Origin of the sequence: Chryseobacterium sp. 'Rf worker isolate 10' (assembly GCF_050753305.1) — a bacterium.
GTDB lineage: Bacteria > Bacteroidota > Bacteroidia > Flavobacteriales > Weeksellaceae > Chryseobacterium.
This window is the reverse complement of record NZ_JBOZOF010000001.1, coordinates 202,605-224,321: the sequence shown is the minus strand read 5'-3', so window position 1 is coordinate 224,321 and position 21,717 is coordinate 202,605. Positions and strand designations below refer to the sequence as shown.

At 36.6% G+C, this 21,717-nt stretch carries 21 protein-coding genes; 16 read left to right on the top strand and 5 right to left on the bottom strand.

Annotation, left to right across the window (positions count from 1 at the left end; translation table 11 throughout):
* Positions 1-25: 25 nt before the first annotated feature.
* A complete protein-coding gene (locus tag LKL37_RS01030; RefSeq protein WP_431608727.1) occupies positions 26-1,096 on the top strand; it encodes a nucleotidyltransferase domain-containing protein in 1,071 nt (356 codons plus the stop codon).
* A gap of 56 nt (positions 1,097-1,152) precedes the next feature.
* Here the strand turns inward: LKL37_RS01030 and LKL37_RS01025 are convergent, their stop codons facing one another.
* A complete protein-coding gene (locus LKL37_RS01025; protein WP_431608726.1) occupies positions 1,153-1,494 on the bottom strand; it encodes a TfoX/Sxy family protein in 342 nt (113 codons plus the stop codon).
* Between the two features lie 339 nt (positions 1,495-1,833).
* Here LKL37_RS01025 and LKL37_RS01020 point away from each other — a divergent pair, with 339 nt between their 5' ends.
* From LKL37_RS01020 to LKL37_RS00995, 6 genes are all read left to right on the top strand, one after another.
* Complete coding sequence (locus LKL37_RS01020; RefSeq protein WP_431608725.1) at positions 1,834-2,349, top strand: DUF2975 domain-containing protein; 516 nt, start codon at positions 1,834-1,836, stop codon at positions 2,347-2,349.
* 1 nt (position 2,350) lies between these two features.
* Positions 2,351-2,554, top strand: coding sequence for a helix-turn-helix domain-containing protein (locus tag LKL37_RS01015; protein WP_002980904.1), 204 nt, complete (start codon positions 2,351-2,353; stop codon positions 2,552-2,554).
* A gap of 225 nt (positions 2,555-2,779) precedes the next feature.
* Complete coding sequence (locus LKL37_RS01010) at positions 2,780-3,652, top strand: ABC transporter ATP-binding protein (RefSeq protein WP_431608724.1); 873 nt, start codon at positions 2,780-2,782, stop codon at positions 3,650-3,652.
* A gap of 2 nt (positions 3,653-3,654) precedes the next feature.
* On the top strand, positions 3,655-6,897 hold the full coding sequence (locus LKL37_RS01005; protein WP_431608723.1) for a M1 family aminopeptidase: 3,243 nt from the start codon (positions 3,655-3,657) through the stop codon (positions 6,895-6,897).
* Positions 6,898-6,999: 102 nt separating this feature from the next.
* Entirely contained in the window at positions 7,000-7,440 is a 441-nt protein-coding gene (locus LKL37_RS01000) for a MarR family winged helix-turn-helix transcriptional regulator (RefSeq protein ID WP_431608722.1), read from the top strand.
* A 6-nt stretch (positions 7,441-7,446) separates the two neighbouring features.
* The gene (locus LKL37_RS00995; protein WP_431608721.1) at positions 7,447-9,864 is read left to right on the top strand and encodes a TonB-dependent receptor domain-containing protein; all 2,418 of its coding nucleotides are present in this window, start codon (positions 7,447-7,449) and stop codon (positions 9,862-9,864) included.
* 152 nt (positions 9,865-10,016) lie between these two features.
* Here the strand turns inward: LKL37_RS00995 and LKL37_RS00990 are convergent, their stop codons facing one another.
* A complete protein-coding gene (locus LKL37_RS00990) occupies positions 10,017-12,275 on the bottom strand; it encodes a polyribonucleotide nucleotidyltransferase (protein ID WP_431608720.1) in 2,259 nt (752 codons plus the stop codon).
* Between the two features lie 438 nt (positions 12,276-12,713).
* Here LKL37_RS00990 and LKL37_RS00985 point away from each other — a divergent pair, with 438 nt between their 5' ends.
* The gene (locus LKL37_RS00985) at positions 12,714-14,135 is read left to right on the top strand and encodes a sugar MFS transporter (protein ID WP_431608719.1); all 1,422 of its coding nucleotides are present in this window, start codon (positions 12,714-12,716) and stop codon (positions 14,133-14,135) included.
* A 122-nt stretch (positions 14,136-14,257) separates the two neighbouring features.
* A complete protein-coding gene (locus tag LKL37_RS00980) occupies positions 14,258-14,617 on the top strand; it encodes a DUF4260 domain-containing protein (protein WP_431608718.1) in 360 nt (119 codons plus the stop codon).
* A gap of 290 nt (positions 14,618-14,907) precedes the next feature.
* On the opposite strand, the gene rpsO is transcribed toward LKL37_RS00980, so the two are convergent.
* Complete coding sequence (gene rpsO / locus LKL37_RS00975; protein WP_034692246.1) at positions 14,908-15,177, bottom strand: 30S ribosomal protein S15; 270 nt, start codon at positions 15,175-15,177, stop codon at positions 14,908-14,910.
* A 173-nt stretch (positions 15,178-15,350) separates the two neighbouring features.
* Between rpsO and LKL37_RS00970 the strand changes: the two genes are divergently transcribed.
* The 7 genes from LKL37_RS00970 to LKL37_RS00940 all read left to right on the top strand — a co-directional run bounded on the left by LKL37_RS00970 (position 15,351) and on the right by LKL37_RS00940 (position 19,748).
* Positions 15,351-15,899, top strand: a complete 549-nt coding sequence (locus tag LKL37_RS00970) for a pyruvate decarboxylase (protein ID WP_431608717.1) — start codon at positions 15,351-15,353, stop codon at positions 15,897-15,899.
* 274 nt (positions 15,900-16,173) lie between these two features.
* Entirely contained in the window at positions 16,174-16,314 is a 141-nt protein-coding gene (locus tag LKL37_RS00965; RefSeq protein WP_431608716.1) for a bacteriocin-like protein, read from the top strand.
* A gap of 33 nt (positions 16,315-16,347) precedes the next feature.
* Positions 16,348-16,494, top strand: a complete 147-nt coding sequence (locus LKL37_RS00960; protein WP_431608715.1) for a bacteriocin-like protein — start codon at positions 16,348-16,350, stop codon at positions 16,492-16,494.
* 149 nt (positions 16,495-16,643) lie between these two features.
* Positions 16,644-16,793, top strand: coding sequence for a bacteriocin-like protein (locus LKL37_RS00955; RefSeq protein ID WP_431608714.1), 150 nt, complete (start codon positions 16,644-16,646; stop codon positions 16,791-16,793).
* A gap of 344 nt (positions 16,794-17,137) precedes the next feature.
* Entirely contained in the window at positions 17,138-18,460 is a 1,323-nt protein-coding gene (mgtE, locus tag LKL37_RS00950) for a magnesium transporter (RefSeq protein ID WP_105702908.1), read from the top strand.
* 26 nt (positions 18,461-18,486) lie between these two features.
* Positions 18,487-19,227, top strand: a complete 741-nt coding sequence (locus LKL37_RS00945) for an ABC transporter substrate-binding protein (RefSeq protein WP_431608713.1) — start codon at positions 18,487-18,489, stop codon at positions 19,225-19,227.
* A gap of 53 nt (positions 19,228-19,280) precedes the next feature.
* Complete coding sequence (locus LKL37_RS00940) at positions 19,281-19,748, top strand: cupin domain-containing protein (protein WP_431608712.1); 468 nt, start codon at positions 19,281-19,283, stop codon at positions 19,746-19,748.
* A gap of 53 nt (positions 19,749-19,801) precedes the next feature.
* On the opposite strand, the gene LKL37_RS00935 is transcribed toward LKL37_RS00940, so the two are convergent.
* Positions 19,802-20,251, bottom strand: a complete 450-nt coding sequence (locus LKL37_RS00935) for a GAF domain-containing protein (RefSeq protein WP_034692242.1) — start codon at positions 20,249-20,251, stop codon at positions 19,802-19,804.
* A gap of 12 nt (positions 20,252-20,263) precedes the next feature.
* Entirely contained in the window at positions 20,264-21,691 is a 1,428-nt protein-coding gene (locus LKL37_RS00930) for a TonB-dependent receptor (RefSeq protein ID WP_431608711.1), read from the bottom strand.
* Positions 21,692-21,717 lie beyond the last annotated feature (26 nt).

The following is a 21,717-nucleotide window of genomic DNA, read 5'->3' as shown; positions in this document are numbered from 1 at the left end:
TATTCCGAAAAAAAATATAAAAATCATGACCATCCAAAACCTAAAAAACAAAAATCTCCTCCTTTTCGAAGCCATTTCCGGAAGCCGGGCTTTCGGATTGGCAACGGAAAATTCTGATACGGATATCCGTGGGGTATATTATCTGCCGAAGGAAGAATTCTTTGGCCTGAATTATATTCCGCAGATTTCCAATGAAACAAATGATATTACGTATTATGAAATCGGGAGATTTGTAGAATTGCTTCAGAAAAACAATCCTAATATTCTGGAAATTCTGGCAAGTCCGGAAGATTGTATTCAATACAAACATCCGTTGATGGATCTATTGAAAACTGAGGATTTTCTATCCAAACTGTGCAAAGATACCTTTGCTGGATATGCTGTTTCACAGATTAAAAAGGCAAAGGGTCTCAACAAAAAGATTTTAAATCCTATTGATAAAGAAAGAAAATCAATCTTGGATTTCTGCTTTATCCTTGATGGACAGGGTTCTGTACCGTTGAAAAAGTGGCTGCATGAGGATGGTTTCTCACAGGAAAAATGTGGATTAATAAGTATTGATCATACCAAAGGAATGTATGCTTTATTTTATGATGAATCGGGAACATTGGGATATAAAGGAGTTATTCAGAATGAAGAAGCTAATCAGGTTTCCTTATCATCTGTTCCCAAAGATGAAAAACCGGTTGTATATCTGTATTGCAATCTGGATGCCTACTCTGTGTATTGCAAAGATTACAGGGAATACTGGAAATGGGTTTCTGAGCGCAATGAAGACCGTTACAATGTCAATCAGACTCACGGTCAGAATTATGACAGCAAGAATATGATGCACACCATCCGGCTGCTGCAGTCCTGTGAACAGATTTTTAAAACCGGTTCACTGACGATCCGCGTAGAAAACCGTGATGAACTTTTAGATATCAAAGCTGGCAATCAGTCTTATGAAAATGTTATGGAAAAGGCAGAAACTCTGATACAATCAATAGAAAACCATTATTCCACCTCCAGCCTCCCCGACTCTCCGGATCTGGATAAAACAACAAAAATCTTAATTCAAATCAGAAAAAAACTGTACGATAATGAAAAGTTATGAATGGTGGGACTGTTGAAATTCAGCGCTCCCACTTTCTTACTCTCAAACCCAACAGCTCACTTCTTCGCCGCCTTCGCTAACGGATTATAATCCAGACAGATCTTGATCCAGTACTCAAAATCATCTGCTTTTTTAAAACCGATGGGTTCTACATAGCAATATCCGTTTAACTGTTTTCCTTTCATGATCATCGGCAGAAAGCCTTTCTTCTCCGAAACTTCATCTTCCAGTTCGGGATCATAACGACACATCAGATTATCATGACTGATGTTGATGCACATCTTTCCGTTCACCAAAAAAGACAGTCCGCTGAACATTTTCTTTTCTTCAATGTCTATATTATTTTCCATCGAAAGCCGTTCACGTACCCGGTCGGCAAGTTCTGTATTGTAAGCCATGATTTCAATTTTTTTATCTATCCCTTTTAGTAATAATAGCTTCGACAGGCTCAGCCAGACAGTGCTTAAAAATTTCGGTTGGTATTCGAGTTGTCACCCTGAGCCTGTCGAAGGGCTATCAATAAGAAAACCTTTGTTAATCTTTAAGCTCGAGTATTAATGAAAGGGATAAGTCGGTTAACTTTTTTGTTATTAAAATTAATTAAAAACCGTGATTATCACCCTATTTCTTTCAGTTTATTGATGGATTCTTATTTTAGAAAATAAAATTTTATTTAAATTAATTATTGTTTTACGATAATTAATTATACATTTGCAATATCAATTAAAGTTCGTACCATGAACCAGACCAAAATTATTTCAAGGATTTTATTTTATATCTGTGCCTTACTTTCAGCCGGATATTTAATCACTTTTGTGTATTCCTTATTCTGTTTGATCACCGGATTTTCGGTTACGCCTTATAAAGAAGGACAGTTTCTCCACATCAATTATCCGTTTACAGAACAGCCCTTTCTGAATATAGAAAACAATTATCCGTATATGATATTTTCTTTTATGCTGGTGCTTATTACTTATGGAATCTTTTTCTGGCTATCTGCCCGGGTTTTCAAAGTATTTTTCCAGCAGAAACTGTTTACTCAGGAAAATATCATCCGGCTTAAGAAATTTTACCTGTACAATATTTTCATCCCGCTTCCACTGGTTATAATCGCGAGTTTCTTTGTGGAAGTAGAAAGTATGATATGGGGACTGGTGTTTATTCACTTTATGCTTGGAATTTTCTGTCTGTTTCTTGCGAATATCTTTAAGCAAGGACTACATTTGCAAAACGAACAAGACCTATTTATTTAAAATGCCAATTATAGTCAACTTAGATGTGATGCTTGCCAAACGAAAAATGCAGAGTAAAGAATTGGCAGAAAAACTGGGTATCACGCCCGTGAACCTCTCTATCCTGAAAACCGGCAAAGCCAAAGGAGTCCGCTTCGATACCCTTGAAGCCATCTGTAAAATCCTGGAATGCCAGCCGGGAGATATTCTTGAGTTTAAAGAGTAAACAAGTTGCGGGATTCGGGGTTTGAGCGTTGGAGAGTTTGAGGGTGAGAGCGTTTGAGGGTGGGAGTATAAAAGTTTTTTTCTAACTTCCAGCATCTAGCATCTAGCAACTAACTTCGAACTTCCATCATCCAGCAACCAGCAACCAGCAACTAGCAACTAAAATCGAACTTCTAAAATCGCTGCCGAAAGGCTGCCTGTCCTTCTATTCCCCAAACACAACGTCATGAACACATTAACCATCAACAATCTCAGCCTTACCTACAAAAATGGTTTCCAGGCTATTAAAAACATTTCACTGGACATCAACAACGGAATGTTTGGACTGCTTGGTCCGAACGGAGCCGGAAAATCGTCTTTAATGAAAACCATTGTCGGACTTCAGAAGCCCACCTCCGGAACACTGCTTTTCAATGAAGTGGATATCGTTAAAAATCCTGATTATATCAAACAGAATCTAGGATTTCTTCCTCAGGATTTCGGAGTGTATCCGAAAGTTTCAGCGTATGATTTATTGGAGCATATTGCTATATTAAAAGGGATTACCGATAAAAACAAACGTAAAAATCAAATTCTGGGTTTGCTGGAAAAAGTCAATCTTTCTGATTTTGCTAAAAAAGAAGTCCATACTTTTTCGGGTGGAATGAAACAGCGTTTTGGTGTTGCACAAGCCTTATTGGGAGATCCAAAAATCATTATTGTAGATGAACCAACAGCAGGATTAGATCCGGAGGAACGAAACCGTTTCAATACACTGCTCAATGATATCAGTCAGGATATTATTGTTATTCTGTCCACGCATCTCGTTGAAGACGTCAGAAACCTCTGTTCGGAAATGGCAGTGATGAACCACGGACACATCCTCCGAAAAGGAAACCCCGGAACACTGATCGCAGAACTGGAAAATAGAATCTGGTCAAAACCTATTGACAAAAACGAACTGGAAAGTTATCGTTCCAATTATGAAATCATCAGCCGACAGCTTTTGGAGAGAGAACTTCATATCATTGTATTTTCTGAAGAATTTCCAAAAGAGTTTAGCCCAGTAACGCCTTTGCTGGAACACGTTTACTTCCACACCCTCACCCAAAAACCTTAATCATGAACACTTTATTTTTATTCGAAGCCAGACGCTCTTCCAAGCACTGGCTCACCTATCTTGTGGCCTTACTTTTAATTGGTCTCGGTATTTTTTGCGGCAGCCAGTTCAATCTTTCAGTAGGAGAAGGAATTTATTTAAACTCGCCTTACACCACTGGTTTTATGACCGGAACGCTAAGCCTTGCCGTGATTTTTTTCGCTACCGTATATGCATTGCAGCTGCTTTTTAAAGATCAGGATTCCAAATTTGACAGTATCCTTTTTTCATTTCCTTTTTCAAAGTTAACGTATCTGAGAGGGAAATTCTGCATCTATTTTTTACAGACTTTTTTAAGCTTTTCTTTCTTAATGACAGGATTTATCATAGGTCAGATGATGCGTACCGGAAGTGAGATGCAGGAAGGTTTTAATATCTTACATTACCTCTATCCCTTATTGATCTTCGGTTTTATCAATAGTCTGCTTATCTGTAGTTTTCTGTTTCTCATTGCTTTTACTGTGAAGAGAAAACTGCTGGTTGTAGTAGGTGGATTACTATTATATGTTTTTTATATGATTATTATGCTGTTTTCCAATTCTCCATTTATGGCAGGAAGTCATCCTCAGTCGTTGGAAACGCAACAATTTTCGGCTTTAATAGATCCTTTTGGATTGTCCGCTTATTTTATGCAGGCCTGTGATTTGACTGCTCAACAGAAAAATATTCAGATAGTTCCTTTTTCGGGGTATCTTTTGTTCAACAGACTTTTATTTTGCTTCATATCACTTGGGTTTTTGCTTCTTTCGCTCAGATTATTTTCTTTCTCCAATACCTCCGGACGGAAAGTAAAAACATTAGGAAACTCCTTTGTATTATCTGAAACAAATACTTCAGAATACTCTACAGTTACTCCCAACTTTAACAGATGGAGTTCTTTCCGGTCTGTACTATCTTTTGCAAAAACTGATCTTACGTATCTGTTTAAAAGTATTGCGGTTCCTGCTGTTTCCATTCTGTTATTGTTCTCTGTCGGAATGGAAATGTATGCCGAAATTGAAAAAGGGATTCGTCTTCCCCAGAAATATGCAGGATCAGGGCTTATGGCGACAACCATCTCAGAAAACTTTCATCTGCTTGGGCTTCTTATTTCCGCTTATTTTTTAAATGATATCTACTGGAGAAGTCCTTTTTCAGGATTTTCTCTGATTGAAAACAGCACTTATTTTTCAAAAAACAGATTAACCGGACATTTTATTTCGATCTGTTTTCTGCTGTTTTTCTTTACGGGAATTTTAATTATTCAGGGGATCATTTTTCAGGCCGCTTATCAGTATTTTCATATAGACTGGAAGGCTTATCTTGGTGTTTTCCTGTTCAATACTTTTCCATTAATTCTGTTTTCCGGGTTGATTCTTTTGATGAATGACCGGATTCCCAATAAATTCATTGCCCTCGGAGTTTCGATACTTGCCGTATTTGTATTATCAGGTCCGGTTTCAGGGAAATTGATTTCTTACCCTCTTTTCAGAATATTTTCTGATTTTAAAGGTACTTACAGCGATTTTAACGGCTATGGAATCTATGAAAAGGCTTTTGCTCAAAGGCTTCTGTTCGGAGCGGGTATTATCATCATTCTATGGATATTCAACAGCATTATAAAAATTAAAAAAATCCCTGTAATTTCCTCTTGTTTCAATATTATTCTGTTAATCTCAGGAATCTTTGCCGGAGTATTGTTTATGAAAGGTTATATTCCTAAAGATAAAGATCAAGCTATCTTAAGTTCTGTAGAATATGAAAAAAAATATCGGAAATATTCAACCCTTCCACAACCTGATATTTCTGATATTACCACAGAAATTAAACTCAATCCTTCGGAAAATGCTTATCAGATTGTTGGAAAATATACGCTTAAAAATCAAACAGATCAGCCTATCCATAAGATTCTGATCAATTTTAATGAGGATTTAAAACTGGAATCTGCTGTCATGACAAAAGGTAATGAAACGAAAAAGATTCATAAAAATATCACGGAAGTTTCATTTAAACAGCCTCTTCTACCGGGAAAAACAGCTTTCCTTGATTTTACATTATCTTATCAATGGTTTGCTGTCAACGGTCATCAGTCTTTCAATGCTGTTATTGAAAATGGTTCTTTTATGAGGATCAGCAGATATTATCCAACGATTGGTTATCAGAAAGATTATGAAAGTCAGGATGAAAAAGAACGAAGCCAATTCAAGCTTGGAAAACTCACTGAACTGAAGAAACCAGAAGCTCCAGAAGTTTCAAAAAAGGATTTTATCAATTTGAGTATGATTATTTCCACTGAAAAGAGCCAGACAGCGATAGGAACGGGAGATTTAATAAAAAAATGGTCGTCATCCAGCCGTAATTATTTCGAGTATAAAGCCGATCAGATTCCTTTCCGGTTTGCCGTTTCATCCGCAAAATATGAGTTAAAAAGTATTCATTATAAAGGAACTATCATCAATGTCTTTTATCATCAGAAACACTTTGAAAATGTGAATCACCTTCTTGAAAATGCAAAATTTACGTTAGATTACTGTCAGCAGAATTTCGGAAAATATCCTTTTAAAACCATCAATTTTGCGGAGATTTCTTCCTTTACCAAAGGTTTTGCGGCTACAGCATATCTATCTGCGGTTTTTATGCCGGAAGACATGGTTTTTCACGCCAATATTCAGGCAGACAAAAAGCAGGATGTCATTAATGAACTGGCTGGTCATGAACTTTCCCATCTCTGGTGGGGAAACAGTCAGATTAATCCTGATGACAGAGAAGGTTCTGTGATGCTTACCGAAACACTGGCAATGTATACTGAAATGATGCTCTATAAAAAAATGCACGGTACAGAAAAAATGATGGAAAGAATCAATGTACATCAACAAATCTACGATAATGAAAAAGGGCTGTCTGAAAATGTTCCGATTTATAAAGCAACCGGAGATGTCCCTCATATTTCGTATTCCAAAGGGGCTGCTGCGATGGTAGAATTGAGTAATTTAATGGGTGAAAAAAGAGTAAATATAGCATTGAAGAATTTCCTCAATAACAATCAATATCCCAAGAAACCTACATCTCTGGATCTGATCAATGAGTTTTATAACGTTGCACCTGATGCTTCAACCAGAAAACAAATCGACAGATTATTCAAAACCATAGAAAATATAACTTTTACTTCAAGGCCTAAAACAGCCTCTATCAAGGCAAAACCAAAAGAAGGTAACAACAGTTTTTAATTTTTCATGAAATTATTTTTCAGGATTTGTAACAAAATAAAATGATGATTCACTAATTAATTGATATATCAATAATTGATACATCATTTTAAATCTGAAATTATGGAAAAATTAAATTCAATTATATTCTACAACATAGACAAAGCAATCCGAGCCTACAGAAACTATGCCCAGCGACAGCTGAAAGCCCATGGTTTTACAATCACCATTGATCAGTGGCTCATCATCAAAGCGATTCTGGAAAACCCGGGAATTACCCAGAATGAAATTGGTGATCTTGTTTTTAAGGATAATGCTTCTGTGACCAGAATAATTGATTTAATGGTAAAATCCGAATACATTATCAGAAAAGTTCATCCTGAAGACCGAAGAAAAACCCAATTGGAAGTGACAGATTCCGGGGTAAAAGTGATCAAAGAGGTTCAGAATATTGTAGAAGAGAACCGTAAAATAGCTTTAAAGGGAATCAACGAAAAAGAACTGAAAGTAATGTATACCGCTTTACTGAAAATTTCAGAAAACTGTCTTAATCCTAAAAAGTAAAACGCTATGACCAGAATATTTTTACTCTTATCGGTCTGGATGCTAATCCTGTTCAACAGCAGGCTGGCCGCACAACAGACTACACAGAGTTTATCTTTGTCAGGAAATATACAATCCGGCAAAGCAGAGCAGATGGAGATCAACCTCTTTAATGCTGAACAGAAATTGATCAAAACAGAAATTGCTGATAGTAATGGTAAGTTTAATTTTAATGATTTAAAAGAAGGAACTTATCAGATAAAGATTAATAAAAATGGTACTGAAGTCTACCATTCGGAAAATATTTCACTCACCGAAAATAAGGCACTCAATCCCATTGACCTGAATGTAAAATCCATTGAAGGAGTAACGATTACGAAAACCAAACCTCTGATTGAAAGGCAGGATGGAAAAATGATTATGAATGTTGAGAACAGCATTGCCAACACGGGAAATTCTGCTTTTGAAGTTCTGGAAAAAGCTCCGGGAGTGAATATCGATAATAACGATAATATCAGCCTTCGCGGAAAAGGAAATCTCCTGATTCAGATCGATGGTAAAAATACACCCATGACCGGAGCGGATCTTGCCAATTACCTGAAGGGAATCCCCTCTTCTACTATTGAAAAAATAGAATTTATCACCAACCCTTCTTCCAAATATGATGCTGCAGGATCTGCGATTATTAATATTAAACTTAAAAAAGAACAAAGAAAAGGAACCAACGGAAGTATTTCCACGTCTTTAGGAACAGGAAAGTATGTAAAAAACAACAATAGTTTCAGCATCAACCACAGGAATAAAAAGATCAATATTTTCGGAAATTACAGCTTTGCATACAGAGAAGCTTACAATGGATTGGTTCTCGACAGAAATTTCTATGAAGCCAACAATTTTAAAAAAGCGTATGTACAGGACAATTATCTGAGATTCAAATTCAACAGTCATGTGGCCAAAGCAGGAATGGATTATTATCTGAACGATAAAAATGTGCTTGGGTTTTCTGTAGGGCTGGTTTCCAACAAATTCAATGTGAACGGAGACAATTCCAATGTAACCCTTGGCAGCAGCTATCTTCCTGAAAGCTCATTTACGACAGTCAACAGATCGAATGACCGATGGACGAATCTTTCATTCAACCTTAATCATAAATACACGATTGATTCTTTGGGTTCTGATATTTCTACGGATTTTGACTATATTAATTACGCCAATTCTTCTTTGCAGAGCTTTGATACAAGAACCCATGATATAGCCAGTGGTACGGACAATCTTGATATCATTAAAGGAGATATGGATGGAAAGCTGAATATTTATTCTTTAAAATCCGATCTTACAAAAAACTTCAGCAGTGACTGGAAACTGGAAAGCGGGGTGAAAACCAGTTTTGTAAAGACAGATAATGATCTGAAGTTCTTCAATGCAACTTCTGGTACCCTCATTCCTGATCTTACTAAAACCAATCATTTTATTTATGAAGAAAACATCAATGCAGCGTACGGAAATGTTTCAAAAAAATGGGAGAAATTCAAGGTTACGGGTGGTTTAAGACTTGAAAACACCAATGTAAAAGGAACTCAGATTACAACGAATCAGGTTAATAAGAGAAATTACACCCAGCTGTTCCCAAGTGCTGTTTTGAGTTATGATCTTACGGATAAGAGCAACCTTGAAATCAATTTCAGCAGAAGGATTACAAGACCAAGCTACAACCAGCTGAATCCTTTTAAATTCTATCTTGATCCTACCACACTGAAAGCCGGAAATCCTGATCTGAACCCACAAATCACCATGAATTATGAACTGACCTATAGTCTGAATAATAAATATTTTGCCACATTAAGCTACAGCAAGACTTCTGACAACATTACAGACATCTTAAAACCTGTAATAGAAAACGGACAGGTGGTAACGGTACAGACGATTGAAAACCTGAGTTCTGCTTCTTATTTTGGTTTAAACCTAATCGCTCCGGTGAAAGTGACCCAATGGTGGGATATGAGCAACAGTGCCAATTTCTATTATGGCTCCTACACTGGAAATGTTTCCGGAACTCAGATTAATAATAAGGGGAATTTTACATATAGCATCAACAGTATCAATTCCTTTAAACTGGGAAATGGCTTCACTGCAGAGCTTACAGGAAATTACAAAGCCAGGGAAGTCTACGCCTATCTGAATATGAGCCCGAACTGGTATTTGAATATCGGAGCACAAAAGAAGTTTAAGAACAATAGCGTACTGAAACTTTCATTTACGGATGTTTTCTTTACCAGCAATATCAAAGGACAGACTGTTTATAATGATTATATAGAAAACTTTGCGGTAAAAAGAGATACGCGTGTTGCTACAATCTCTTATACATATAATTTGGGTTCTTCTAAAAACGGACAGCCCAGAAAAACGGGAGGTGCTGAGGATCTGAAACAGAGAATTGGAACGTAATAACGTCATTGCGAGCCGAAGGCGAAGCAATCTCACTTTTGAAAATTTAAATAAAAATGATGAGATTGCTTCAATGCTACACATTTCGCAATGACATAAAAAGCAAAAATCCCTCAAATTGAGGGATTTTTTATGTTTAAGAATGAATCTTATTAAGCTTCGTTAGAAGGAGTTTCGTTTTCCACAGGTCTTTCACCTTCTGGCTTTTGTCCTTCTGGTCTTCTTTGTCCCTCAGGTCTTCCTTGTCCTTCTGGTCTTCTCTGCCCTTCTGGTCTACCTTGTCCTTCCGGTCTTGGAGGTCTTGGTAAAAGAACTTTACGGGAAAGTTTCATTTTCTTACGGTCATCGTAACCCATGAACTTCACTTCTACTTCATCACCTTCTGCATAAGGAACTTTATCAAGACGAGCCCATTCAATTTCAGAAATATGAAGAAGTCCTTCTGTTCCTTTAGCAATTGCTACGAATGCACCGAAGTCCATTACTTTCACTACTTTACCTTTGTAAACTTCACCTATAACTGGTACGAAAGTAATTTCATTGATCTTAGCAACAGCTGCATTGATTTTCTCTCTGTCTGTTCCTGCAATTTCGATACGTCCGATTTCACCAACTTCTTCAATAGCAATAACAGTATCTGTATCTTTCTGCATCTGCTGAATGATTTTTCCACCAGGCCCGATTACAGCACCAATGAAGTCTTTAGAGATCTCCATTACCACCATTTTCGGAGCGTGAGGTTTCACGTCTGCTCTTGGCTCAGAAATAGTTTCAGTAATTTTATTTAAGATGTGTAATCTTCCGTCTCTAGCCTGCATCAATGCTTTCTCCATGATATCCATAGAAAGTCCCTGGATCTTAATATCCATCTGACAAGCTGTAATACCATCTGCAGTACCTGTTACTTTGAAGTCCATATCACCAAGGTGATCTTCATCTCCTAAGATATCAGAAAGTACAGTAAATTTACCAGATTTTGCATCTGTGATCAATCCCATTGCAATACCGGAAACAGGTTTTGTAATTTTTACACCTGCATCCATCAATGCTAATGTTCCTGCACAAACTGTTGCCATCGAAGATGAACCGTTTGACTCAAGGATATCAGAAACAATTCTGATTGTATATGGATTTTCTTCAGGAATAACAGCCTGCAATGCTCTCTGAGCAAGGTTACCGTGTCCTACTTCTCTTCTTGATGTTCCTCTTAGAGGTCTTGCTTCACCTGTAGAGAATGGAGGGAAGTTATAATGCAAGAAGAATTTCTCGTCGTGTTGAGTAATTACGCTGTCTACCATGTTGGCGTCCTTTACAGAACCTAAAGTTACTGCTGTTAGAGATTGAGTTTCACCTCTTGTAAATACTGCAGAACCGTGAGCTCCCGGAAGGTAATCAATTTCAGACCAGATTGGACGGATCGTCTGAGGATCACGGCCATCAAGACGGATGTTGTCTTCAAGGATCATCTGACGCATTGCTTCTTTTTCTACGTCATGGTAATATACTTTTACGAAAGGAGTTACTCTTTCCAGTTCTTCTTCGTTTTCAGCATATTGAGCTAAAAATTCTTCACGAACCGCTTTGAATTTTTCTCCTCTCTCCTCTTTTCCAGATGGAGTTCTTGCTACTTCATATACTTTATCGTAAGTTTCTTTCCAAACTTTTTCACGAATTTCTTCGTCATGAGTTTCGTGAGAATATTCTCTCTTAGGGAAAGCTTTTCCTACTTTTTCTGCTAATCTTTCCTGAGCTTCGATTTGCTTTTTAATTTCAGCATGACCAAAATTAATAGCTTCCAACATTTCCTGCTCAGAAATTTCTTTCATTTCTCCTTCTACCATTACGATGGAATCTTTAGTAGCTCCAACCATGATGTCTAACTCAGAATTTTTCAATTCTTCGTAGCTTGGATTGATAGAAAGTACTCCGTCAAATCTTACAACTCTTACTTCAGACATTGGTCCGTTGAAAGGGATATCTGTAATAGCAATGGCTGCAGAAGCTGCCAAACCTGCTAAATCATCAGGAATTGTTTTCCCGTCATAAGAAATTAATGAAATCATTACCTGAACTTCAGCATGGAAATCTTCAGGGAAAAGCGGACGTAAAACTCTGTCCACCAAACGCATTGTTAAAATTTCCTGATCTGAGGGTCTTGCTTCTCTACGGAAGAAGTTTCCAGGAATTCTTCCACCTGCATAGAATTTTTCTCTGTAATCAACTGTTAATGGTAAAAAATCTACACCAGGATTTGCTTCTTTATTGGCTACAACAGTTGCTAAAAGCATTGTTCCACCCATTTTTACGACCACAGATCCGTCAGCCTGCTTGGCCAATTTCCCTGTTTCGATAGTGATTTCTCTGCCATCTGCAAGAGTAATCATTTCTGTAAACGCTTGAGGTATACTCATAAATTTGTCTTCTTAATACTCCGTATTGAGTATGAATTAATATTTAAACTCTTTAAATTTCGTGTGCAAAGGTACTATATAATAATGATATATTAAATTTTTCAATTGCATAAATAGGCTTTCAAAATACAAAAAATTGGCTATCAATTGATGAAAGTTTTAAAATTTGTATCGGTACTATCAACTTACTCATCATTTGTGAAAATAAAAAGTGTTTTTTAAGAATAATGTATTGAAAAATCCTGTCGTTTTTGTATTATTGTCTCAAAAAATGAAAATAATACTTTAATCTGAAAAAAAGTATCTTTTTCATTCTAAAAATGATTAAAATTATTGCAAACCAATAGGCTGATCCCTATATTTGCCCTACTTCACCAATTACAATGCTGTAGGCTAAAACAGTTAAGGAATTTTCCTTATACAGATAAATAAATGTTTATGATTAATAAAGAAGTACAATCTCAAAGCAGGAATTATACGGTACCGTTGATTACCATCACCCTGCTGTTTTTTATGTGGGGATTCATCACCTGTATGAATGACATCCTGATCCCCTATCTGAAACAACTTTTCAATCTTACCTTTTTCGAATCCATGCTGGTACAGTTCTGTTTTTTCGGGGCTTACTTCATCGGATCTCTTATTTATTTTCTGATCTCTATTACGAAAGGAGATCCTATCAATAAATTAGGATATAAAAAAGGGATTCTGTTCGGAATTTTTCTGGCGGCTTTTGGCTGTGTCCTATTCTATCCGGCAGCTACGTTTTCATATTACCCTCTATTTTTAGGAGCTTTATTTATTCTTGGACTGGGTTTTACAGTACTTCAGATTACAGCCAATGCCTATGTTTCATTGCTGGGAAGTGAAGAATCTGCATCCAGCCGACTGAATATGACCCAGGCATTCAATGCATTCGGAACAACGATTGCTCCGGTACTTGGAGGCCACCTTATTTTTGAATTTTTCTCATCTCCGGACGGATCATTCAGTGCAGTAGCAACAAGAATTCCTTATCTTATTTTTGCGGGTATTCTTTTATTGGTTGCTCTGTTGATTTCAAGAGTTAAGCTTCCTTCATTCCAGATGGGTGAAGAAGAAGTGGTAAAAGGCTGGGGAGCGCTTGAGTTCAGCCACTTGAAATTCGGAGTATTTGCCATGTTCTGCTATGTAGGCGGGGAAGTTGCTGTGGGAAGCTTTATTATCAGCTTTCTGGAGCAGCCACAAATTATGGGCTTTAATGAAATCATCAGTAAGAACTACCTTTCTCTGTATTGGGGTGGAGCAATGATCGGCCGTTTTCTTGGAGCTATCTCTTTGAATCAATCTTTAAGCCAGAGCAAAAAGGCTGTTTATATGCTGGGAGCAGCAGGAGCCGTTTTTCTTGTAATTTTCAGCATTGTGAATCTTACTTTCTCTCAGATCAGCTTTTTCCTTGTGTTTATTGTTCTTAATTTCATTGCCTTTTTCGTTGGTAAAGCAGCTCCGGCAAGAACATTATCCATCTTTGCCACAATCAATGTTGTATTATTGATTTCTGCAATGGTGAATCATGGTGAGCTTGCAATGTACAGTATTTTAGGAATCGGGATATTTAACTCTATTATGTTCTCCAACATTTATACACTGGCTATTTCAGGACTGGGTAAATATACCAGCCAGGGATCTTCTTTAGTGGTAATGGCTATTTTGGGAGGCGCTATTGTTCCTATTTTCCAGGGATATCTTGCAGATCAGTTTGGAGTACAGCATTCATTTATTATTCCTGTATTCTGCTATCTGATTATTCTGATCTTTGGAGCTTACTGTACCAAATATCTGGGTCATGTGGAAAGCACTGAGGCCAAATCTGGTCATTAAAATAAAACTTATTTAAAATATATAAAGCGGAATATCTCAACATATTCCGCTTTCTTTTTCCCAATCTAAATGTAACTTTTCATCAAAAAAAGGAACTTATCATATAGATTAGCACAATTATCATGAAAATACAATTAAAGCTTGAATACGCAGCATTTCTACTATTAGGAATATATGCTTTTGCCCAAACAGGATATTCCTGGTGGTGGTTTGCCGGACTTTTCCTTGCACCAGACATTTCCATGCTGGGATACACAATTAATAATAAAGTGGGAGCTTTCTTTTATAATCTATTTCATCACTTGGGGCTTGCTATCATTGTTTATTTGGCGGGAACAACATTATCTCTACCCTATTTACAAGTGGCTGGGGCGATCTTATTTTCTCATTCTGCTTTTGATAGAATTCTGGGTTATGGATTAAAATATCCGGATAGTTTTCAGAATACGCATTTGGGAAAGATTGGGAAGAATCCAAAATGAGTTGTTATGAAAAGGTCTGACCACCCCGTCAAAAATTCTTTGAATTTTCGCCACCCCTCCGAGGGAGGGGAATTTTTATACCTTCGGTTTTGATACTAGTTTGAGTTGCAATCTTTTTATGGATCATAAAAGCTGGATTCCTACGGAATGACAAATTGCATGGATAGATCATCTTTACAACTGTGTCATTCCGTAGGAATCTGGATTTTGCAGTTAAAAATCCCTTGTAGTGTAAAAACAAAAAAGCAACCTCTTTCGAAGTTGCTTTTTATTTTGAAAATCTTTATAGATTATTTTCTTAAACCTAGTTCAGCAATAATTGCTCTATATCTTGCGATATCTTTGTTTTTAAGGTAATCTAATAAACTTTTTCTCTTACCTACCAATTTCACTAGAGATCTCTCTGTGTTGAAATCGTGACGGTTAGCCTTTAGGTGTTGAGATAAGTGGTTGATTCTGAAAGTGAAAAGAGCGATTTGTCCTTCAGCACTCCCTGTGTCTTGTGCAGATTTTCCGTGTTTTGCGAAAATTTCCTGCTTTTTGTCTGTTGTTAAGTACATTCCAATATTGTTTAATGATTATTATGTAACGGGTGCAAAATTACGACTATTTTTTGATTCTGCAAACATTATTGATTTCATATATCAAATTTGATAGAAAAAAATGTTAAAAATTTCTTAATAAATTATATGCAATCCAACGAAAAGGCAGTAATTTTGCATTCGAATTACAAATGAAAAAAATTATATTCTTCACAGCGGTTACTACCTTTTTATTCATTGGCATTACTTCGGTAAAAGCTCAGAAAAATACTGATGATAAAATAAAAAAAGTTCTCTACTTCAATCCTGAGGTAGAGCCTGATATCGACGAAATAAAAGACCCTACCAACAATGCCTTCTTTGATGCTGTTACCGATAATTTCAGTGGTAGAAGAAATAAAGTGCTCCGTGCAGAAGTTCAGGTTCCCTTTGACAGCATAGACAAACAAACGATTGTAGACTACTGCCTCAATAATGATGCTGATTTTGCTATTGTTTCCAAAGTGAGATATTTCAAAGTAGGTTTTGGAAAATATGTTTTCTCCAACCAGGTGGTTGTGAGTATGAAGCTTTTTGGTGCTGACGGAAACCTAGTCACCGAAACAGATCACGACACCTATCGAAAAAATATGCGCCTGCTAGGCTCTACAACCAACTCTGTTAAAATAGGAACCGAAGGTGCTATAAAAGGCATCATCAAAAAACTTAGAAAACTGAAGCCGACTGAGGCTGAACTGTAAGTTTAAGTTTTAAGGTTGGAATATACGGATTTTCATTATCCATGATGAATTTATATATCAGAAAAATTCATCATTCATCATTCATCATTCATCATTCATCATTCATAACTTAATAAAAGTTTTCATAATATAAAAAGCACTTGTTTTCATTATAAACAGGTGCTTTTTACGTAAACAATACCACAAACGACTGATTTACAATTAAATATTTTCACCAAATAAGGAATTATTAAATATTTTTTACTATTTTAGTCAGACCTTAAAACTAAATCTTATGAAAAATGTAAAGAAACTCAGCAGAGAAAAAGCAAAGCAAATTAACGGCGGATCTATGGAAAGGTGCAGCGAAAACAATCCATGTACTGTCGGATGGTGTTGTTTTGGAATCTGTTCTCCCTTCATCTGTCTTGAATAAAAAATTAAACTAAATCACATAAAATCAAATCACATGAAAAATCTAAAAAAAATCAGCAGACAAGTACAAAAGGAAATCAAAGGCAGCGGACCTTTCAAAAGATGTACAGAACATTACGAATGTCCGGGCGGATCATGCTGTCACAACACCTGTGTTTTGAATCCATGTCCCCTGGAATAATATATGATCATTACAGACACCTGCACCCGTAGGTGTTTTTTTTATTAAAAAAAATAAATTATAATTTCTATTTATCATAAAATATTTCATTAATAAATGAATAATATAGAAATATTTATTATTTTAGTACAACATTAAATCTAAACTATATGAAAAACTTAAAGAAACTCAGCAGAGAAGCTGCCAAACAAATTAATGGCGGCCTCGGACTGTTCAGATGCAGTATAACAAGACCTTGCTCTGTTGGATATTGCTGTAACGGAGAATGTATTGATCATGATTGTATGATAGAGCCTTAATCTTAATATATTGATGATTATGAAAAGTTCAAATCTTAAGAAGCTCAACAGGTTCGAGCAAAAAAATATTAAAGGAAGCGGAATAAAAAAGTGTGGTGACAATTCTGATTGCGGACCATACCAATGCTGTACAAACGCTGTCTGTACCTATATTCCTACTTCAGAATGCGAACCAATATAAAGAGTATTGGAATTTAAAATTTAATTTTTGAACATCCGCTTCGGCGGGTGTTTTTTTGTGCTTATACTGAAGCACTAAACTTTAATTAATCCTTAATTTTCCCAGTTTATTGCTCAGTCTTAAAAATTTGAATTATTTTTGCATATCCAAAAAAATTCACGTTTTGAATTCTAGAGACGAACTTATCTTCAACCCTGCCGATATTGCCGAAACTCTCAGCGAACTTCATGCTGACGAGAGGCTTCTCGCGTTCCTGAAGGTTCCGAAAGAGTACAAAGCAGAAGTCTTTTCACATCTTGACCCTGATTTCCAGGAGGATACCATCAGAAGTATCGGAAGCGATGAAGTGTCTGAAATCCTGAATGCGATGACTCCGGATGACAGGACTGCTCTTTTCGAGGATTTCCCGGATGAGCTGATCAAGTATTCCATCAACCACCTAAATCCGCAGGAAAGGAGAATAGCTTTAAAACTTCTTGGATACAACTCAGACTCTATTGCCCGTCTGATGACTCCTTATTACATCCAGATCCGTAAGGAATGGACGGTAAAAAGATGTCTTCAGCAGATTAAAAAGGTAGGAAAAAGAGTGGAAACCATGAACTACCTGTATGTTGTGGATGAAAGAAACCGTCTGATTGATGACCTTGCCATCGGAACTTTACTGCTGGAAGAGGAAGATACTCTGGTTTCTGATATTACAGACAATCATTTCGTAGCCATTACCACCACTACTTCCAAAGAAGATGCGGTAACCTATTTTGAGAAGTATGACCGTGGCGCTCTTCCTATTATTACGGAAGCTGGTGTTCTGGTAGGTATTGTAACGATAGATGACATTCTGGATCAGATTGAACAGCAGAACACAGAAGATATCCAGAAATTTGGGGGATTGGAAGCGTTAGACCTTCCCTACATCCAAACTTCATGGACAGAAATGATCAAAAAAAGAGCAACCTGGCTGATTATTCTATTTGTTTCTGAAATGCTGACGGCTTCAGCAATGGGATATTTCGATAAAGAAATTGAGAAAGCTGTTGTTCTAGCCTTATTTGTTCCGCTGATTATTTCCAGTGGAGGAAATTCCGGATCGCAGGCTGCCACGTTGATTATCCGTGCGATGGCTCTTCAGGAGATTAGTTTGAAGGACTGGTGGTATGTGATGAAAAAAGAAATTATCTCCGGATTATGTCTTGGAGCAATTTTGGGAGTTATCGGGTTTATTAGAATCATGCTTTGGCAGCAGATAGGCCTATTTGATTATGGTCAGTATTGGGTATATGTAGGATTGAGTGTTTCTGTTTCCCTGATTGCCATTGTGTTGTGGGGAACATTATCAGGTTCTATGATCCCGTTTGTCTTAAAGAAATTAAATCTTGACCCCGCTACTTCTTCTGCTCCGTTTGTAGCAACATTGGTGGATGTGACGGGACTTATTATCTATTTTACCGTTGCCGGGCTTTTCTTAACCGGAAAACTTTTGTAATTTTAGGCATCATCTAACATGCCAATATGAAAATCGTTTCACTTGTACCCTCAATTACCGAGGCATTATTTGACCTTGGACTTACCGAAAATGAAGTTGTAGGCAGAACAAAATTCTGTATTCATCCTCAGGATAAAATAAAAAATGTAGCCGTAATCGGCGGAACAAAAAACATCAATATTGAGAAAATTAAAGCATTACAGCCGGATCTCATTCTTGCCAATAAGGAAGAGAATGTAAAAGAACAGGTAGAAGCTTTAATGGATGATTATAAAGTAATGGTCACCAATATTGACACGATTGAGGATAATTATTATTTGCTTAAAAATCTCGGAAAACTCTTTGGAAAGGAAGACAGAGCTCAGCTATTCAATCTTAAAATTTATGATATTCTGAATCAGGCTAAACTGGATGCTCCTGTTAAAGCCGCTTATCTCATCTGGAAAAATCCTTATATGACTATTGGTTCTGATACCTTTATTCACAGGATTTTATCTGAAATTGGATTCGAGAACATTTTTAAGGATAAAACCCGCTATCCTCAAATCACCACTGAAGATCTGGCAAATGCCGATGTTATTATGCTTTCTTCTGAACCATTTCCGTTTAAAGAAAAACATATTCAGGAACTGCAGGTGTTTTATCCTGATAAAAAGATTATGATCGTAGATGGTGAAGCATTTTCCTGGTACGGAACCCATATTGCAAAATGTGAGCATTATTTTAAAGAACTTCTTGCAGAAATTCATTCGATGCAGCAAAACTAGTTTTCACCAACAACTTTAAACCCTAAACTTTAAACTTTAAATATTCAATTCACATGTCTGGTACAGTTATATTATCCGAAGGAACGGAATTTGATCACGTTATACAGCAGGTTTCAAAATACATCAACCTTTATGTAATGGCCTTTGAAAAAGAAGAAAGAACCATTACACGGCTGGAAAAACGGGAAAATATGTATGGTGGAAACGGGACTGTATACATGGTACAGATGTTTGACCACAAAGAACTGGCTAATAATCGTTTGGCAGCCTATATGGTTTTATTGAAAAACGGTGATGAATCCGGTTTTCATACGCACAATCTAAGAAATGAAGAAGAACTGTATGTTGTTGTACATGGAACCGGAGAATATAGGGAAAGAACCGGAACAGATGGACCCATACGTAAGAAAACACTTCAAAAAGGTGATATTACAGCCATCAGTTCTATAGGATATCATTCTGTTGAAAATACGGGAGATGAGCCTTTAATCATGTTTGTGATTACCACCAATAATCCATAAAAAACTCCGGCTGAGTCAGCCGGAGTCTATATTTTACTTATCATAAGTTCGAATTACAAAATCTTAGAAACTTCATTACAAAGCCATTCTAATAATTCACGGTCTTCTTTCGTGAAAGGATCGATGGTATGAGAATCAATATCAATCTGACCAATGTTTTTTCCGTCTTTAAAAATCGGAACTACAATCTCTGCTTTTGTATCAATGGAGCAGCTTAAATAATTGCTTTCTTCATGCACATCAGGAACTACAAACGTTTCATTTGAAACAGCTACCTGACCGCAGATTCCTTTTCCGTAAGGAATAATGGTGTGATCTGTTGGTGCTCCTACGTAAGGGCCTAAAATCAACTCATCCTTGTCTCCGTTTTTGAAATAGAAACCCGTCCAGTTGAAGTAAGGAATTTCCTGATCCAACAAGTGACAAACTTTTTCAAGTTTTTCTTCTGTATTATGTTTAGGACTTTCAAGAATTGAGGAAAGTCTTTTCTTTAATTCTGACATTGTATTTATTTTTTAAGAGAATTGTTTTAGGGAAAGTTCTTCTTTATATCCGAACATTCCACGCTCTTTGATCATTTCTGCTACGCCTTCCGGCACCTGAGTTTCCCAGCCTTTCACACAGCATGCTATTTTTCTCAAAATTTCTCTTGAGTAGATTTCCAAAAATTCCGGATTATAGTTCGTAATATCTACAATACGGTTGTTGTGTTTGAAATATTTATATAATTCTTTCAGGTTTTCTTCTACTTTCAAGTTTGAAGAATCCAGTAACTGGTGTGTTTCAGGGTCTTTGTAAGGATACAGATATACTCTCATCCCATTTCTGAAAAATTTCCCGAATGCCTCAAGAATTCCTCCTGACATATTTTTATAGTATTTCTCATCAAATACCATCAACAGGTTGTTTACTCCCATCGCTACACCAATGTCTCCACTTGTGTAAGAGGCAAAATAATCAATCAGTCTGTAATATTCGGAGAAATTTGAAATAATAACGGTGTATCCCAATTTACCAAGAATGTCTACTCTATCCAGGAAATCTCTTTCATCAATATCTCCGTCTGCTCTCAGATTGGAAATGGTGATTTCAATAAGAACTTCTGTTTCTTCGTGAGTACAGGTAGCATCTTTGAAAAACATATCCATCCCATTTTTAAGCATATCAATGTTTACTTTCGTTACCGGTCTGAAACTTCCTCTTACAGCGAAAATATTTTTCTTGTACAAAACATCTGCCGGAAGCATGTTGTTCCCCTCAGAATTGAAAATCACAGCATCAGTCATTCCATTTTTTACCAGTTGAAGAGACATCAGTCTGTTGTCAACATACGCAAAAGCGGGCCCACTAAAGTCGATCATGTCAATTTCAAGATTATCTTTTGCAATATCATCGTAAAGAGATTCTACTAAAGTTCTTGGATTGTCAAAATAATGGAAGGCTCCGAAAATAAGATTTACTCCCAGATTCCCTAAGGTTTCCTGCTGAAGAGTGGCATCATTTTCTTTGAATTTTACGTGAATTACGATCTCATTATAATCTTCATTTTCTTTGGTCTGAAAACGGATCCCTACCCAGCCGTGGCCTCTTACAGTTTTGTCAAAATTGATAGTTGTTACCGTATTGGCATACGAAAAGAATTTTCTGTCCGGATTGTTATCTCTGGAAATTCTCTCCTCGATCAATGCTACCTCATATCGGAGCATTTTTCGAAGCCTGTTCTGGGTAACATACCTGTTTTTTACTTCCTTTCCGTAGATGGCATCACTAAAATCTTTGTCATAAGCAGACATTGCCTTAGCAATCGTACCGGAAGCTCCCCCTGCTCTAAAAAAGTGGCGAACAGTCTCCTGCCCGGCTCCAATTTCTGCGAAAGTACCATAAATAGTAGGATCTAGATTAATTGTTAATGCTTTTTGTTTAGGAGTTAGTTTCTGATACATTAGGACATGAAATTTTTTGTAAATTT